15 protein-coding genes and 1 tRNA gene are annotated in these 15,313 nt (G+C 54.6%); 15 read left to right on the forward strand and 1 reads right to left on the reverse strand.

All coding sequences use genetic code 11. From position 1 onward, the window contains the following. Positions 1-8 precede the first annotated feature (8 nt). From argJ to argF, 6 genes are read left to right on the forward strand one after another with little or no spacing between them, the layout of a single operon-like run. Positions 9-1,226, forward strand: a complete 1,218-nt coding sequence (gene argJ, locus M467_RS31210) for a bifunctional glutamate N-acetyltransferase/amino-acid acetyltransferase ArgJ (RefSeq protein ID WP_021068172.1) — start codon at positions 9-11, stop codon at positions 1,224-1,226. Further along, positions 1,223-2,002, forward strand: coding sequence for an acetylglutamate kinase (gene argB / locus M467_RS31215; protein ID WP_021068173.1), 780 nt, complete (start codon positions 1,223-1,225; stop codon positions 2,000-2,002). Before argJ ends, argB begins: the two co-directional genes overlap by 4 nt. Beyond that, entirely contained in the window at positions 1,962-3,107 is a 1,146-nt protein-coding gene (locus M467_RS31220; protein ID WP_021068174.1) for an aspartate aminotransferase family protein, read from the forward strand. The genes argB and M467_RS31220 overlap by 41 nt, the downstream gene beginning before the upstream one ends. Further along, positions 3,104-4,153, forward strand: a complete 1,050-nt coding sequence (locus tag M467_RS31225) for a carbamoyl phosphate synthase small subunit (protein WP_021068175.1) — start codon at positions 3,104-3,106, stop codon at positions 4,151-4,153. Before M467_RS31220 ends, M467_RS31225 begins: the two co-directional genes overlap by 4 nt. Beyond that, the gene (gene carB, locus M467_RS31230) at positions 4,146-7,166 is read left to right on the forward strand and encodes a carbamoyl-phosphate synthase (glutamine-hydrolyzing) large subunit (RefSeq protein ID WP_021068176.1); all 3,021 of its coding nucleotides are present in this window, start codon (positions 4,146-4,148) and stop codon (positions 7,164-7,166) included. The genes M467_RS31225 and carB overlap by 8 nt, the downstream gene beginning before the upstream one ends. After that, a complete protein-coding gene (gene argF / locus M467_RS31235; RefSeq protein WP_021068177.1) occupies positions 7,163-8,089 on the forward strand; it encodes an ornithine carbamoyltransferase in 927 nt (308 codons plus the stop codon). Before carB ends, argF begins: the two co-directional genes overlap by 4 nt. 47 nt (positions 8,090-8,136) lie before the next feature. Here the strand turns inward: argF and M467_RS31240 are convergent, their stop codons facing one another. Beyond that, positions 8,137-8,862, reverse strand: a complete 726-nt coding sequence (locus M467_RS31240; RefSeq protein ID WP_021068178.1) for a rhomboid family intramembrane serine protease — start codon at positions 8,860-8,862, stop codon at positions 8,137-8,139. Positions 8,863-8,925: 63 nt separating this feature from the next. Between M467_RS31240 and acpS the strand changes: the two genes are divergently transcribed. The 9 genes from acpS (at position 8,926) to M467_RS31285 (ending at position 15,313) form a co-directional block, all read left to right on the forward strand. Next, positions 8,926-9,303, forward strand: coding sequence for a holo-ACP synthase (acpS, locus tag M467_RS31245; RefSeq protein ID WP_021068179.1), 378 nt, complete (start codon positions 8,926-8,928; stop codon positions 9,301-9,303). After that, complete coding sequence (gene alr, locus M467_RS31250) at positions 9,281-10,357, forward strand: alanine racemase (protein WP_021068180.1); 1,077 nt, start codon at positions 9,281-9,283, stop codon at positions 10,355-10,357. The genes acpS and alr overlap by 23 nt, the downstream gene beginning before the upstream one ends. Positions 10,358-10,486: 129 nt before the next feature. Next, entirely contained in the window at positions 10,487-10,765 is a 279-nt protein-coding gene (locus M467_RS31255) for a hypothetical protein (RefSeq protein WP_021068181.1), read from the forward strand. Positions 10,766-10,770: 5 nt separating this feature from the next. Further along, positions 10,771-11,121, forward strand: coding sequence for a type II toxin-antitoxin system PemK/MazF family toxin (locus M467_RS31260; RefSeq protein WP_029596222.1), 351 nt, complete (start codon positions 10,771-10,773; stop codon positions 11,119-11,121). 140 nt (positions 11,122-11,261) lie between these two features. Continuing rightward, the gene (locus tag M467_RS31265; protein WP_021068183.1) at positions 11,262-11,588 is read left to right on the forward strand and encodes an STAS domain-containing protein; all 327 of its coding nucleotides are present in this window, start codon (positions 11,262-11,264) and stop codon (positions 11,586-11,588) included. Next, positions 11,585-12,061: an anti-sigma B factor RsbW gene (rsbW, locus tag M467_RS31270; protein ID WP_021068184.1), complete on the forward strand. Its 477-nt coding sequence runs from the start codon at positions 11,585-11,587 to the stop codon at positions 12,059-12,061. Before M467_RS31265 ends, rsbW begins: the two co-directional genes overlap by 4 nt. Then, positions 12,027-12,827 carry an RNA polymerase sigma factor SigB gene (gene sigB, locus M467_RS31275; protein WP_021068185.1) on the forward strand — a complete coding sequence of 267 codons (801 nt, stop codon included), beginning with the start codon at positions 12,027-12,029 and terminating at the stop codon, positions 12,825-12,827. Before rsbW ends, sigB begins: the two co-directional genes overlap by 35 nt. Before the next feature lie 75 nt (positions 12,828-12,902). Further along, positions 12,903-15,029, forward strand: coding sequence for a Tex family protein (locus M467_RS31280; RefSeq protein ID WP_021068186.1), 2,127 nt, complete (start codon positions 12,903-12,905; stop codon positions 15,027-15,029). A 209-nt stretch (positions 15,030-15,238) separates the two neighbouring features. Further along, positions 15,239-15,313: transfer RNA gene (locus M467_RS31285), tRNA-Asn, on the forward strand.

The following is a 15,313-nucleotide window of genomic DNA, read 5'->3' on the forward strand; positions in this document are numbered from 1 at the left end:
TAGAACGAATGATTGAAACAACGATCAGCCCTGTCGTCCACGTCGTCACGCCGAAAGGGTTTCAAGCGTGCGGGGTTCACGCCGGACTGAAACGAAAGCGTAAGGATTTAGCCCTGCTCGTCTGCGAACAGTTGGCTAGTGCCGCCGCGGTGTATACGACGAACCAATTTCAAGCGGCTCCGATTCAAGTGACGAAAGAAACGCTACATGCGTCGAGCGGGAAGATTCGTGCCGTCTTGATTAACAGTGGAAACGCCAACGCCTGCACCGGTCCGCAAGGGCTCGAGGACGCGTATACGATGCGCGATAAGGCGGCCGAACATATCGGGGTCAAACCGGAAGAAGTGGCGATTGCCTCGACAGGTGTCATCGGTCAACTGTTGCCGATGGAGACGCTCTTGAACGGGATCGATTTGCTTGAACCGATCCATGAGGAGACGGGGGCGGAGTCGTTCGCGGAAGCGATTTTGACGACCGATACGGGAACAAAATGTACGGGCGTCGAGTACACCGAAGGAGGCGCGACCGTGACAATCGCAGGTGTGGCCAAAGGCTCGGGAATGATTCATCCGAACATGGCGACGATGCTCGGCTTCATCACGACCGATGCCGTCATCGCGCCCGACGTGTTACAACGGGCGCTGAAACAGAGCGTGGACGCCTCGTTTAACAGCATCACCGTCGACGGGGACAGTTCGACGAACGATATGGTGCTCGCTTTGGCGAGCGGACTGACCGAGATGGATGAAATCATCGAAGGGACACCAGCCTATGACTGCTTCTGCCAAGCGTTGACGGACGTGTGCACAGATCTCGCCAAGGCGATTGCTCGTGACGGGGAAGGGGCGACGAAATTGATTGAGGTCGAGGTCGTCGGGGCGAAGACGGATGAGGCGGCTCGGATGATTGCGAAACAAGTCGTCGGCTCGTCGCTCGTGAAGACGGCCGTCTATGGACAAGATGCGAACTGGGGACGCATCATCGCCGCCATCGGTGCATCGGAGCAACCGATTGACGTGAACCACGTCGACATCCGCATCGGGTCACAGCATGTGCTGATGGAAAGTGCGCCGGTCTGGTTCGATGAGGCGCTCGCGACAGAAGAGATGGGACAAGACGTCGTCTCGATCCAAATCCGATTGCAGGACGGCACCGGACAAGGTCAGGCGTACGGCTGCGATTTGACTTACGATTACGTCAAAATCAACGCGAGTTACCGGACATGAAACAACGGAAAATCGTCAAACTCGGCGGGAGCGTTTGGGACACGCTCCATCCGGACTATTTCAAAGAATGGCAGGCATGGCTCGAGGCGGGACATGAACTTGTGATCGTTCATGGGGGTGGACCTGCGTTGTCCGCTTATTGCGAGCACCAACAAATCGAACCGGTGTTTCAAGACGGACGTCGTGTCACGACCGCAGACGTGTTAACGGGAGCCGAGCGTGTGCTCGCGGGGGAGATGCAGACCGAAATCGTCGCTGCCCTCGGACGTCATCAGATTCAAGCGGTCGGTCTCTCGGGTGTGGACGGACAGACGCTGACAGGAAAGCAGTTGGTGGAGCTCGGGGCGGTCGGCGAAGTTGACCATGTCGAGACAGACTTGTTCGAGCTGTTGCTCGCGAGTCGGTACGTGCCTGTCGTGACATCACTCTTACAAGGACCGGACGGCACGTTGAACTGTAACGGAGACGATTGTGCGATCGCAGTCGCGATCGCGTTGCAGGCCGACCGTTTTGAAATGATCACTGACGTCCCAGGTATTCGGATTGATGGGACGTTCCGTCAAACGCTGACACGTGAAGACATCCAAACGGCCATCGCCACAGGGGATATCTATGGGGGGATGATCCCGAAAACCGAGGCGCTCTTAGCAGCTCTAGCAGGAGGTATTGCAGTCGCCGTCATCCGTGACGGCAAGGACCCGGTTCATCCCGGGACAACACTACAGGAGGTGCACCATGTATTCACTACTACCGACATACGGACAACGACATATTGAGATTGAGCAGGCGAGCGGGTCCTACGTGACCGATACGGCGGGGAAGCGGTATCTCGATTTCGTCATGGGCATCGCCGTCTGCGGGACGGGTCATCGTCATCCGCACGTGAGCCAAACGCTAGAGGCGCAGCTTCAAAAAGTGTGGCACACCTCGAACCTTTACAACATCAGCGGGCAAGCGCGCGTCGCCGAGACGCTCATGTCAGGGACGCATTTGACGCATGCGTTCTTCTGTAACAGCGGAACCGAGGCGAACGAAGGGGCATTCAAATTGATTCGGAAATGGACGAACAAGACAAAAATCGTGACGTTCACGAAATCGTTCCACGGTCGCTCGTTCGCCATGCTCGGGGCGACCGGACAAGACAAAGTCAAAGCCGGATTCGGCCCGATGGTGTCTGATTTTGTACACGCGCCGTTCAACGACATGGACGCACTCGACATAATCGATGACGAGACGGCTGCGGTCTGGCTCGAAATCGTCCAAGGCGAGGGTGGGGTCGTCGTCGCTGACTCGGCATGGCTCGAAGCGCTTCAAGCGAAAGCGACTGAGCATGGTGTCAAAATCGTCGTCGATGAGGTGCAGACCGGGATTGCCCGCACAGGTACCCGTTTCGCGTTCGAACAGACACCGCTTAAACCGGACGTCGTCACGCTCGCGAAAGGGCTCGGTAGTGGTTTTCCTGTCGGAGCGATTTTGACAGCAGCAGGTGCGGAACACGTCTTCACGGCTGGCAGTCACGGTTCGACGTTCGGCGGCAATCCGCTCGCGATGGCCGCGGCGGAAGCGACGCTCGACATTTTGTTCGAGGCGGACGCACTTGCCCACGTCAATGCGATGGGCGCGCGATTACGAGCGGGCTTGGAACAATTTGTCGACGGAGAGACGTTCACCGAGGTACGTGGACTCGGTTTGATGCTCGGGCTCGTCGCGACGCAATCGGTCGCGGCATGGATCGAACAGTTGCGAGACGCTGGCCTCTTGGTCGTTGCGGCAGGTCCTGACGTGATTCGCTTCTTGCCGTCTTTGTTGCTTACAGAAGCCGAAGTGGATGAGGCGCTCGCAATCATTGGACATGTGATTACAAAGGAGATGGTGTCATGACGGGGACAGTGACGTTACAAAGCGGTCAACAGTTCAATGGGACGTGGGAGACGAGTGCGCGCTCGGCGAAAGGGGAGGTCGTCTTCTTCACAGGGATGACCGGTTATCAAGAAGTGTTGACCGATCCTTCGTACGCCGGTCAAATCGTCGCGTTCACATATCCGCTCATCGGACAATATGGGTTGACCGACGCAGCATCTGAAAGTGCGGACATTCAAGTGGCGGGCGTGCTCGTCCAGACGTTAGCTGGCAACGGGGCGGCGACCGACTTGAAGGATTGGTTGGAGCAGTCCGGAGTGCCGGTACTGTCTGATGTCGACACGCGCTCGCTCGTCCATGCCCTTCGTGAACATGGGGATCAGTGGGGCGTGATGACGTCTGAATCGGATGTGTCGTTCGATGGGGATCTACATCAGATTACGGAGACCGTTTCGACGCCACGTCATGTGCGTCACGGCAACGGGGCGAGCGGACATATCGTCTGTCTTGATTTCGGCGTGAAGGCGTCGATGGTTCAAGCGATGGTGGAGCGAGGGTACGCGGTGACAGTCGTTCCGTTCGATACGACGGCTGTCCAAGTCCATGCGCTCGCGCCGACCGGGATTCTCGTGTCGAACGGTCCGGGAGATCCACGTGATTTGGTCGACTACCTCGATCATGTGCGTGAAGTGGCATTGGCGTATCCGACACTCGGCATTTGTATGGGCCATCAACTGCTCGCGCTCGCGTTCGGGTGTGGAATTGAAAAACAGACGTACGGACACCGCGGATCCAATCATCCGGTCCGGAACGTCCAGACGGGTGAAGTGTGGATGACATCGCAAAATCACGGGTACGTCGTCAAACGGGACAGTTTGGAAGCGACGCCGCTCGAGCTACTATTTGAAAATGTTAACGATTTATCGGTCGAAGGGACGTTGCACCGGACGGCTCCAATCCTCTCGGCCCAGTTCCATCCGGAGGCCAGTCCGGGACCGAAGGAAGCACAAGCCATCTTTGACCGCTTCGACGAAATGATTCAGCAAGGGGTGAACGTCTATGCATAAGAAAGTACTCGTCATCGGTTCAGGTCCGATTATCATCGGACAGGCGGCCGAGTTTGACTATTCGGGCACACAGGCGTGCCAAGCGCTTCGGGAAGCAGGCTGTGAGGTCGTGCTCTTCAACTCGAACCCGGCCACGATCATGACCGATCCCGGTTTGGCCGATCACACGTACATCGAGGCGATGACGTTAGAGAAGGCCGAGTTGATTATCGAGACAGAACGTCCGACCCACTTGCTCGCCACGGTCGGCGGGCAGACCGCCCTCAATTTGGCGCTCGCCTTGGACGAGGCCGGCGTGCTCGAACGATACGGCATCGCTCTCCTTGGGACGTCGCTCGAGACGATTCGCGACGGGGAGGACCGCGAACGGTTCAAACAGAAGATGAACGAACTCGGGGAACCGCTCCCGGTCAGCACGACCATCGAATCGATCGAGGCCCTTGAAGGCTTTATCGCCGAGACAGGCGTCCCGCTCATCGTCCGTCCGGCGTTCACGCTCGGCGGTACCGGCGGCGGGATTGCGGAGACGATTGATGCCGCCTACACGCTTGCGCAACGTGGTCTCGAGGCGAGTCCCATCTCGCAGTGTTTAATCGAGCAGAGTATCGCCGGGTATAAAGAGTTCGAATATGAGGTCATGCGCGACGCCAACGGGACGTGTATCATCGTCTGCAACATGGAAAACATCGACCCGGTCGGCGTCCATACGGGCGATTCGGTCGTGTTCGCCCCGGCCCAGACGCTATCGGATGTCATGCATCAGACGTTACGGAGCGCCGCGTTCCGAATCGTCTCGGCACTTGGTGTCGTCGGCGGGTGTAACATCCAGTTCGCCGTTCATCCGACGGAAGACGCCTATTACGTGATTGAAGTGAACCCGCGTGTCTCACGTAGCTCGGCGCTCGCCTCGAAGGCGACCGGTTATCCGATTGCGAAGATTGCCACCCGTCTTGCCCTCGGGGAACGACTCGACGATTGCATCAATCCCGTCACGAACGGGACGATGGCGAGCTTCGAGCCGGCCCTCGATTATGTGACGGCGAAAGTGCCGACGTTCCCGTTCGATTTGTTCAATGGGACGGACCGGACGCTCGGACCGCAGATGAAAGCGACCGGGGAGAGCATGGCGATGGGCAAAACACTCGAAGAAGCGCTACAGAAAGCGTGGCGCGGTGCCGGTGTTGAGCAGAGTCCGCTCTATCCGAGTTGGATGGCGACAGCTGATCCTGACGCGCTCTACGCTGAAATTTCGGCACCGACCGATCGTCGTCTCCTGGCGTGCCTCGCGTTACTCGATCGGGGAATCGCCACGGCGTCACAGCTTGAAGCGCTGACGGGTATCGCCCCGCACTTCATGATGACGTTCGAGCGACTCGTGACGACAATCCGTCTGGACCTGTCTATGAAAGAAAACTTGTTGCGAGCGAAACGGTTCGGTTTCACTGACGCCCAGATTGCGCAACAGATGAACGTCACGGCCGACGCAGTCGCAGCGATGCGGCTCGAACACGACATCCATCCGGTCTATCAGATGATTGATACGTGTGCCGCCGAGTTCGAGAGCCACACACCGTACTTTTACGGGTCGTGGCACGGGACGTCTGAAGTCGTGCCGAGCGAGCGCCCGAAAGTCGCCATCATCGGGTCAGGGCCGATTCGCATCGGGCAAGGTATCGAGTTCGATTACAGTTCGGTGCACGCTGTCTGGGCCCTTCAAAAGCTCGGGGTCGAGACGATTATGATCAACAACAATCCGGAGACGGTGTCAACCGACTTCACGGTCGCAGACAAACTGTACGTCGAACCGTTGACGTTTGAAGATGTCGTCCACGTATTGGAGGCAGAAGGCTGTCAGGACGTCCTCATCCAGTTCGGCGGCCAGACCGGCATCTCACTCGCCCGTGCGCTAGAAACCAAAGGCTACCACTTGCTCGGGGCGACGGCAGACGTCATCGATCAAATGGAGGACCGGGATCGGTTCTATCAATTCCTTGACGAAATCGGGGTGGCCCACATCCCTGGAGAAGAGGTCGGATCAGTTGACGAGTTGACGTCCGCGATCGATCGTCTCGGGTATCCATGTGTCGTCCGTCCCTCCTACGTCATCGGTGGAAAAGGCATGTATATCATCCGGACTGCGGCGGAGTTGGCTCAAGTCGAACCGCACTTGACTTATCCGCTCCTCGTCGATGCGTATGTCGATGGACGTGAACTCGAAGTCGACTGTGTCACTGACGGGAAAACCGTCTACGTTCCGGCCTTGCTCGAACAGATTGAGGCAGCCGGTGTCCATTCGGGCGATTCGACGATGATTCTGCCGCCGATCAAGACGTCACTCGCGCAACAAGCCGAGATTGAAGCCATCGTTCAAACAATCGGGCGAGCACTCACGTACCGGGGCGCGCTCAATATCCAATTCGTTTTGAAGGGCGACGTCATTTACGTGCTCGAAATCAATCCGCGTGCATCTCGGACGGTCCCAATCGTCAGTAAAGTGACCGGGGAACCACTCATCGAATGGGCGACGCTCGCGGCGTTCGGCCATGAGTTGGCAACCGTCGTCCCAGAGGCACGTCCGGTATGGAGCGGCTATGCCATCAAGACACCGGTGTTCTCGAGTTTGAAATTGCCAGGCGTCGACCCGCTCACCGGACCCGTCATGCGCTCGACCGGAGAGACACTCCAATTCAGCATGACCCCTTACGTGTCCGAACGGTTCTGTTACGATGCGACGACGACGCGCGTCATGAATCGGACTGAGACCGTAGCCGGCCAAGGCTGGTCGTCATATAGTGATCAAACGCTTGATGAGACGACCGAGTTCCAAAACGTGTCGGTCCTATTCTCGAACGCACCAGAAGAGCAAGCGGCACGTGAGACGGCGGTCCGAAATGGCGTCCACGTCATCTCGGAGACACATCTTGCCGAATACTATCAACAAGCGATGCAAGCGGAACCGATGCGGGTCCGTTCACTTCAAACGATGCAGACAGGAGAGGGACTACCATTATGACGACGAAAACCATCAATCATCTACTGACACTCGAGGAACTGACTCCGTCCGCCCTCGACGACTTGCTTGGACTCGCGGCCGAAGTGAAACGACAGCCGGAAGCGTTCCAGTCGGCGCTCGCCGGCAAGAAAGTGGCGCTCTTGTTCGAGAAGGCCTCGACCCGGACCCGGATGTCGTTCGAGGTCGGTGTCGTCGAACTCGGCGGTTATCCGCTGTTCTTGAGCAGCAGTGATTTACAAATCGGGCGTGGGGAACCGCTGACGGATACGATACAAGTCATGAGCCGTTATGTCGATGCGCTCATGATTCGGACGTACGCCCACGCGACGGTCGAGACGCTCGCTTCGGCAGGTTCGATTCCAATCATCAACGGATTGACCGATTCCCATCACCCGTGCCAAGTACTCGCCGACTTGTTGACGGTCGAGGAAGTGTTCGGCACGAGAACAGGGAAGACGTTGACGTACATCGGCGACGGGAACAATATGGCCCACTCGCTCATGATCGGGGGCGCGCTCAGTGGGATGCACATCCGCATCGCCTCGCCAGAAGCATATACGGTCGAGACCGAGATATTCGAACGGGCGAACGAACTCGCAGCGACTACTGGAGGCAGCATCACGCTTTGGCAAGACCCGGTTGCTGCCGCCACGGGTGCGGATGTCATTTACACGGATGTGTTCGCGAGCATGGGGCAAGAAGCGGAAGCGGCGGAACGGTTGACGCAGTTTGCGACGTTCCAAGTCGATGCTTCGCTCATGCAGCAAGCGAAGTCAGAGGCGATTTTCCTACACTGCCTCCCGGCCCATCGCGGCGAAGAAGTGACGGCCGACGTCATCGATGGTCCGCAGTCGGTCGTGTTCAATCAAGCCGAGAATCGCTTACACGCGCAAAAGGCGCTCATGCTCACTTTGCTCGCCTAAACAAAAGAGAGGATTCGCCGCTCGGGCGAATCCTCTCTTTATTACTGTCATAAGAAGCGGGCGAACAAACCGAACACGGCCAGTCCGACGATCACGTAGAAAATCCATTTGCCTTCACCCGTATGAATGATGGGCGGGGAATACTTGCGTGGCTTGTACTTTCCGTAGCGGAGCGGGCGCGAGTATGGGACCGCGAACCGGGAGAGCGGGATTGCGAGCACAAATCCGGCGAGGAAACCATACACATGTCCCCACAGTGATACGTTCGCCCCGATGAGCGTGAACACGGCGCTGATGGCGACGAAGATATAGACGAGTCGCGCGTCCTGGCTATAGATGAGCGTTCGGCGGAACCGACCGATGTACACGTAGAAGCCAAGAATCGCTAAAATCGCACCGGACGCACCGGCTTGCAGATAAAACAGTTCACTCACTGTGAAGAACGTGAGCAGGTTGGCAAGCACACCGGCGACGATATAGAACACGGCGAATTTGATATGGCCGACCATGCGTTCCATGGCAGGTCCGAAGATAATCAAAGCGAACGAGTTGAACAGCAAATGACCGAGCCCTAAGTGGATGAAGTTGGCCGTCAAGAGACGGTACCATTCCCCTTGGGCGAGCGCGAGATGGAACGACCCACCGAGTGCGACGATTCGGAGGTCAGGTACCAAAGAATCGATGACAAACACGAGCAGTTGGATTACAATGAACAGCGTTACGAGCGGATACGCTCGGACGAACGTTTGAACATTCTCAGTACGACTAAACATAGCATCACCTCTTTCCTTAATTGTATAAGGAAACGAGTGAAAAAGGAAAGGAGCGAGTGTCCTGTGATTGTGGGAATCGGAATCGATATCGTCGAGCTCGAGCGGATTGCTCGCTCGCTCAAAAATGACCGTTTCGTCGCGCGTCTGTTGACCGAAGCTGAGCGGGCGCTCGCCGACGCCTATCCAGAACAACGCCGCATCGAATTCGTCGCTGGACGGTTCGCGGCGAAGGAAGCGTATGCCAAAGCGGTCGGGACCGGGATTGCCCGGGGCCTGTCGTGGCAACAAATCGAAATCTTACCGGATGAGGCCGGGCGACCACATATGACGGCGCCTTACTCAGGCCGGATTCATATGAGTATCAGCCACAGCGAGCAATACGCCGTGGCACAAGTCATCATTGAAGAGGGGGATCACGATGTTTCGTCCAAGTTGGATTGAAATTGATCGGGCGGCGATCAAGCATAACGTAATCGAAATCAAAAAACGGATCCCGCAAGCGCTCATGGCCGTCGTCAAAGCGAACGCTTACGGACATGGAGCCGTCGAAGTCGCGAAAATCGCACTCGAGAACGGGGCAACGATGCTCGGAGTGGCCTTGCTTGAAGAAGCCATCGAGCTCCGAGAGGCTGGGATTGAAGCACCGATTCTCGTCATGGAGGCCCAGTTCCCAGAAACTGCGGGCGTCGCGGCCGATCATGATGTGACGTTGTCGGTCTTTTCGGCCGACTGGTTACGTGAGGCGCGCACGCATCTATCTGACCGTCCGCTGACCGTTCATGTGAAAGTCGACACCGGGATGGGACGCCTCGGTTTGCGGACCAGCGCTGAACTTGATGCACTTCTCGAGGCGGCCGATGACCGTTTTATCGTCGAAGGGATCTATACGCACTTTGCGACAGCGGATGAGCCGGACAGTGAGCTTTACTATGAGCAGCAGGAGCGGTTCACTCAGTTGATGGATGGACTCCACTCGCGATTCCGTTACATCCATACATCGAACTCGGCCGGGGCGATCCGCATGGCCGGACAAGATGTGCCGTATAACTTGGTCCGGGTCGGCATCGCGCTCTATGGATTGTATCCGTCGGCTGAGATGGCTTCCTTCTATTCATTTTTACGTCCGGCCTTCACGTTGAAGAGCAAGCTCATGCAAGTGAAGCAACTCGAAGCTGGACAGACGATCAGCTACGGGGCGACGTATACGACGACTGAAGATGAGTGGATTGGTACCGTGCCGGTCGGATATGCCGACGGCTGGATTCGTAAAGCGAGCGGATTCGAAGTCGACGTAAACGGTCACCGTTGTCCGATTGTCGGTCGTGTCTGTATGGACCGCTTCATGGTGAGGCTTCCCGAGTCAGTTCCGGTCGGGACGGTCGTCACGCTCATCGGTGGACCGGTCGCGATTGATGAACTGGCCACGCATCTCGAGACAATCAACTACGAGGTCGTCTGTCAATTGACGAGCCGCCTCCCACGACGTTATGTGTAAAGCGGAAAACGTGTGAAATTATCTGAATTCTTTCGGGAATCCTCTATATTTTCCCAAACTCGCGTGTTATATTGGTAAAGAACGCGGGAAGATTTCCGCCAGTCATTGAAACGATTCTGGAGGTGTAAGATGTTGAAACAGCGAACTGCGGGTGCTTTAGCGTCCGTTCCAGATCGGTTCTCGCAACATGTGGGTCCGATTTCGATGAAAGATCGTGAATCATTGTCATTGAACGATGTAGTGACGTACTTGTCTAAAGAAATTGCTGATCGACAACAAACACTGCGCGAAGAATTGGCGAGGGGCTATCAAGAGATGGCCGCGTTTAATTTGAATATGGCAGAAGAGATGCTGATGATTGAGACGGAAGCCGAACATGCTCTCTTACGTCAAGTAAGCGGGGTGTGAGCGGAGTGATCGTAAAGCGTGGTGACGTGTTTTATGCGAATCTGTCGCCCGTAGTCGGTTCAGAGCAAGGTGGAGTTCGTCCGGTTCTCGTCATTCAAAACGATATCGGCAATCGCTTTAGCCCGACCGTCATTGTCGCTGCGATTACGGCTCAGATCCAGAAAGCAAAACTGCCGACTCATGTAGAGGTATATCAAGTCAAACATGGTCTCGAACGAGATTCCGTGATTTTGCTTGAACAGATTCGAACGATTGATAAGCGTCGTCTGACAGATAAAGTCACTCATCTCGATGATGAGACGATGCACAAAGTTGACCGAGCGCTAGAGATTAGTCTGGGATTAATCCCTCTCTAGCTTACATATAAAGAAACCGATACATGGGTATCGGTTTTTTTTCAAAAAAATCTTCAAAAAATAGTTTAGAATTCTGTAAAACGGGAATTTAGTTTAATCGTACTCAATTTTTCTGTACGCACATTAGGAGGGAATATACGATGGATTTAGCGATTCGCGAGCAAGTCATTGGAGAACAATTACACCTTTACGTATCCGGAGAAGTGGATACATATACCGCACCAAAATTGAAGGAAGTCTTGCACCCGGCTATTACGGAGCAGGATGTTACCGTTCATTTGGATGAAGTGGACTATATGGATTCAACTGGTCTTGGCGTATTTGTCGGTGCCCTTAAAATAGCCAAACGTAACGAGAAAGAGTTGTCGCTCGTCGGCGTCACCGACCGCGTCAACCGTCTCTTTGAATTGACAGGGCTGCACAAGTTGCTTTCGATCAATACAAACGTAAGAGGTGGCACGCAATGAGTAACATCGAACAGACGGTGATGACGTTCCCGGCCAAACCGGAGTATGTCGGTGTGGTCCGTTTAGTCGTCTCAGGAATCGCTAACCGTATGGGATATACGTACGACGAGATCGAGGATATTAAAATCGCGGTCTCGGAAGCCTGTGGCAATGCTGTTCAACATGCCTATGAAGATCAAGAAGGTGAAGTGAAGCTTACGTGTGGCGTCCATCAAGATCGTCTCGAAATGACGATCGAGGACTCGGGCAAAACATTTGCCGACGACGTGAAACGCCAAGCGGCACCAGTCGAAGAGACGGCTGAAATCGAATCGCTTCACGAAGGGGGACTCGGTCTTTTCCTCATTGAAGCCTTAATGGATGACGTCTCGATCAACAAGGACAATGGTGTCAAGGTGACGATGACGAAACTCCTTAACAGGGACGAGGTGGATCAGAGTGCCAGCAAAATCTCAACAACGCCATCACAGTGATGATGAAGTATTAGAGTGGATCGAGCGTTATCAACAGGACGATCAAAATGAAGAAGTCCAAATGCTCCTCATCAACCGATACTCGGACCTCGTTGAGGCGCTTGCACGAAAGTTTTCGCGAGGCCGGGCCATTCATGACGACCTCGTTCAAGTCGGCATGATCGGACTTCTCGCTGCCCTTCGTCGTTTCGACCCTGAGTTTGGACGCAGCTTCGAGTCGTTTGCCGTTCCGACGATTATCGGTGAAATCAAGCGTTTCATCCGTGACAAAACGTGGAGCGTCCACGTTCCGCGCCGGATTAAAGAGCTCGGACCGAAAATCAAGAAGACGGTCGAAGAGTTAACGACCGAATTGCAACGTTCACCACGCATCGATGAGATCGCCGATCACCTTGGTGTTTCCGATGAAGAGATTCTCGAAACGCTCGAGATGGGTAAGAGCTACCAAGCCCTTTCCGTCGACAGCTCAATCGAAGCGGACAACGAAGGTTCGACCGTCACGCTCCTCGACCTCGTCGGGAGTCAAGAACGTGGTTACGAATCGGTTGACCAGCGCCTCATCCTTGAAAAAGCGTTCAGCGTGTTGAATGAACGGGAACAGGCGATTCTGGAATGTGCTTATTATAAAAACATGAGCCAAAAAGAGACGGGTGAGCTCCTTGGGATTTCACAGATGCACGTATCGCGCTTACAGCGTCGTGCGCTCGAGAAATTACGCGAGGCCATCAAAGTCCCGCTCAATGAAGTATTCTCAAACGATGACTAAACGGTCATCGTTTTTTTGTAGTCCACGCGTGAGTTTGCTACACTTCAAGAGAGAAGAGAAAAGGAAGTGATTCGATTGATTACGAAAGTCGCAAAAGATTTGAAGTTGAAGACGAGTCAAGTCGAGACGGTGCAACAACTTGCCGCGGACGGAGCGACGATTCCGTTCATGGCCCGGTACCGTAAAGAAATGACCGGTAATCTCGATGAAGTGGAAATCAAAGCCATTCTCGATGCCTTACAATATGAAGAGAGTTTGCACAAACGTAAGACGGACGTCCTCGCCAAACTCGAGGAACTCGAGAAGGCGACACCAGAGTTGACCCGTGCGCTTGAAACGGCGACGAGCCTGCAACAAGTCGATGACATCTACCTTCCGTATCGTCCGAAGCGACGGACGAAAGCCGAACAAGGTCGAGAGAAAGGGCTCCAACCGCTCGCTGACTGGTATCGTCAACCAACACCATATTCAGTGACCGAAGCGCAGTCGTTAGCAGGGGACCTCTCGCTTGAAGAAGCACTTCCGTTCGTCCAATCGATTATCGGGGAGGAGTGGGGCGAAGTGGCGACGCTTCGACAATCACTCCGTACACGAGTCCGGAAAGAGGCGCTCCTTCGTTCACAGAAGAAAAAGCAGGCGGAAGATGAGAAAGAAGTGTTCGCCCAGTATTATGAATATGAAGAGAAAATCGCAGGAATCGTCCCACACCGAATCCTCGCCTTGAACCGTGGAGAGCGCACGGATGTGTTGCAAGTGAAGATCGTCTTCGACGAGACGGGTTTCATGCGACAAGCGCTCGGTAAGTTTGACCGCTTGCCAACGGAGAAACGCGAACTCGTTACGCTCGCCGTGAAGGATGCCTTCAAGAAGTCGGTGTTCCCGGCCATCGAACGCGAAGTCCGGAGTGAGTTGACCGAGACGGCTGAAGAACAGGCAATCGATGTGTTCTCAAAAAACTTGAAACAGCTCTACATGCAACCACCGCTTCGTGAGGTCGTCGTCCTAGGAATTGACCCGGCCTATCGTACAGGTTGTAAATGGGCCGTCGTCAATGAAATTGGAAAAGTCGAAGAGGTCGGTGTCTTCTATCCGACGGCACCGAAACACGATGTCGCGGGCTCAGAGAAAGTGTTGGCGTCGCTCGTGAAACGTTATCCAATCTCGGTTATCGTCATCGGGAATGGGACCGCATCCCGTGAAACGGAGCAATTCGTATCGAACTGGCTAAAGAAGGCGGAACGCGAGATAGCATATGCCATCGTCAACGAGGCGGGGGCGAGTGTCTATTCGGCTTCAGAAATTGCCCGATCAGAGTTCCCGGAATTGAAAGTGGAAGAACGTTCGGCCGTCTCAATTGCTCGACGCATTCAAGACGCGATGGCGGAACTCGTCAAAGTCGATCCGCAGTCTGTCGGGGTCGGGCAATATCAGCATGACGTCAGTCAGAACAAGTTGAAAGGATCGCTCGAGTTCGTTGTCGAGAGTGTCGTCAACATGGTCGGCGTCGATGTGAACCGGGCTTCGGAGTCACTGCTCACGTATGTATCCGGATTGAATAAGACGACGGCTAAAAACATTGTCGCGTATCGTGACGAGTTCGGCCGCTTTGACACACGGAAAGAAATCAAGAAAGTACCACGTCTTGGAGCGAAGGCGTATGAACAAGCAGCCGGCTTTTTACGGATCACGAACGGGAGTGATGTGCTCGACCAGACGGAGATTCATCCAGAGAGCTATAAACTGACACTCTCTCTATTGAAGGAACTCGGTGTTTCAAAGCAAGCGGTAGGCACGGCCGAACTGCGGGAACGATTAAAGACGGTCGATGCCAAAGTGCTAAGTGAGAAGCTAGATGCCGGATTACCGACAGTCGAAGATATCTTGAAGTCGCTCGCGAAGCCTGGACGTGACCCGCGCGAAGATATTCAGAAACCATTGCTTCGGACCGACGTTATGAACTTGGAGGACCTTCAAGTGGGGATGGAGTTCCAAGGGACGGTGCGAAACGTCATCGACTTTGGGGCGTTCGTTGATATCGGGGTGAAGCAAGATGGACTCGTCCATATTTCGAAATTGTCGAATCGCTACGTCAAGCATCCGCTTGATGTCGTTGCAGTCGGTGATATCGTCACCGTATGGATTGAACAAGTGGACGCCAATCGTGGACGGATCAGTCTCACGATGTTGGAGCCGAAGCGTTAAATAAGAAGGAACTAGTACCGGGCAAAATGTTTTTCATTTTGCTCGGGTTTTTTTATAAAAAAGTGTTGACGGTCTTTTCTGCCCGTGCTATCTTATAGAAGTCGCCGAGAGACGACATGGAATATTAAAGCTTTTCTAAAAAAGTGATTGACAGGTTTCTGGTTTGCGGTTACAATTTAAATCGTTACTTCGATAAATTCAAGCAACGTTCCGCAATAGCTCAGTGGTAGAGCAACCGGCTGTTAACCGGTAGGTCGTAGGTTCAAATCCTACTTGCGGAGCCA

The sequence above is a fragment of the Exiguobacterium chiriqhucha RW-2 genome (assembly GCF_000416965.1).
GTDB lineage: Bacteria > Bacillota > Bacilli > Exiguobacteriales > Exiguobacteriaceae > Exiguobacterium > Exiguobacterium chiriqhucha.

Excerpts from the sequence above, each read along its gene's own strand:
- M467_RS31255 (WP_021068181.1), top strand. The coding sequence starts at position 10,487 with ATGTTGAAACAGCGAACTGCGGGTGCTTTAGCGTCCGTTCCAGATCGG.
- argB (WP_021068173.1), top strand. The coding sequence starts at position 1,223 with ATGAAACAACGGAAAATCGTCAAACTCGGCGGGAGCGTTTGGGACACG.
- M467_RS31240 (WP_021068178.1), bottom strand. The coding sequence starts at position 8,862 with ATGTTTAGTCGTACTGAGAATGTTCAAACGTTCGTCCGAGCGTATCCG.
- argJ (WP_021068172.1), top strand. The coding sequence starts at position 9 with ATGATTGAAACAACGATCAGCCCTGTCGTCCACGTCGTCACGCCGAAA.
- M467_RS31265 (WP_021068183.1), top strand. The coding sequence starts at position 11,262 with ATGGATTTAGCGATTCGCGAGCAAGTCATTGGAGAACAATTACACCTT.
- M467_RS31220 (WP_021068174.1), top strand. The coding sequence starts at position 1,962 with ATGTATTCACTACTACCGACATACGGACAACGACATATTGAGATTGAG.
- M467_RS31225 (WP_021068175.1), top strand. The coding sequence starts at position 3,104 with ATGACGGGGACAGTGACGTTACAAAGCGGTCAACAGTTCAATGGGACG.
- carB (WP_021068176.1), top strand. The coding sequence starts at position 4,146 with ATGCATAAGAAAGTACTCGTCATCGGTTCAGGTCCGATTATCATCGGA.
- argF (WP_021068177.1), top strand. The coding sequence starts at position 7,163 with ATGACGACGAAAACCATCAATCATCTACTGACACTCGAGGAACTGACT.
- rsbW (WP_021068184.1), top strand. The coding sequence starts at position 11,585 with ATGAGTAACATCGAACAGACGGTGATGACGTTCCCGGCCAAACCGGAG.
- alr (WP_021068180.1), top strand. The coding sequence starts at position 9,281 with ATGTTTCGTCCAAGTTGGATTGAAATTGATCGGGCGGCGATCAAGCAT.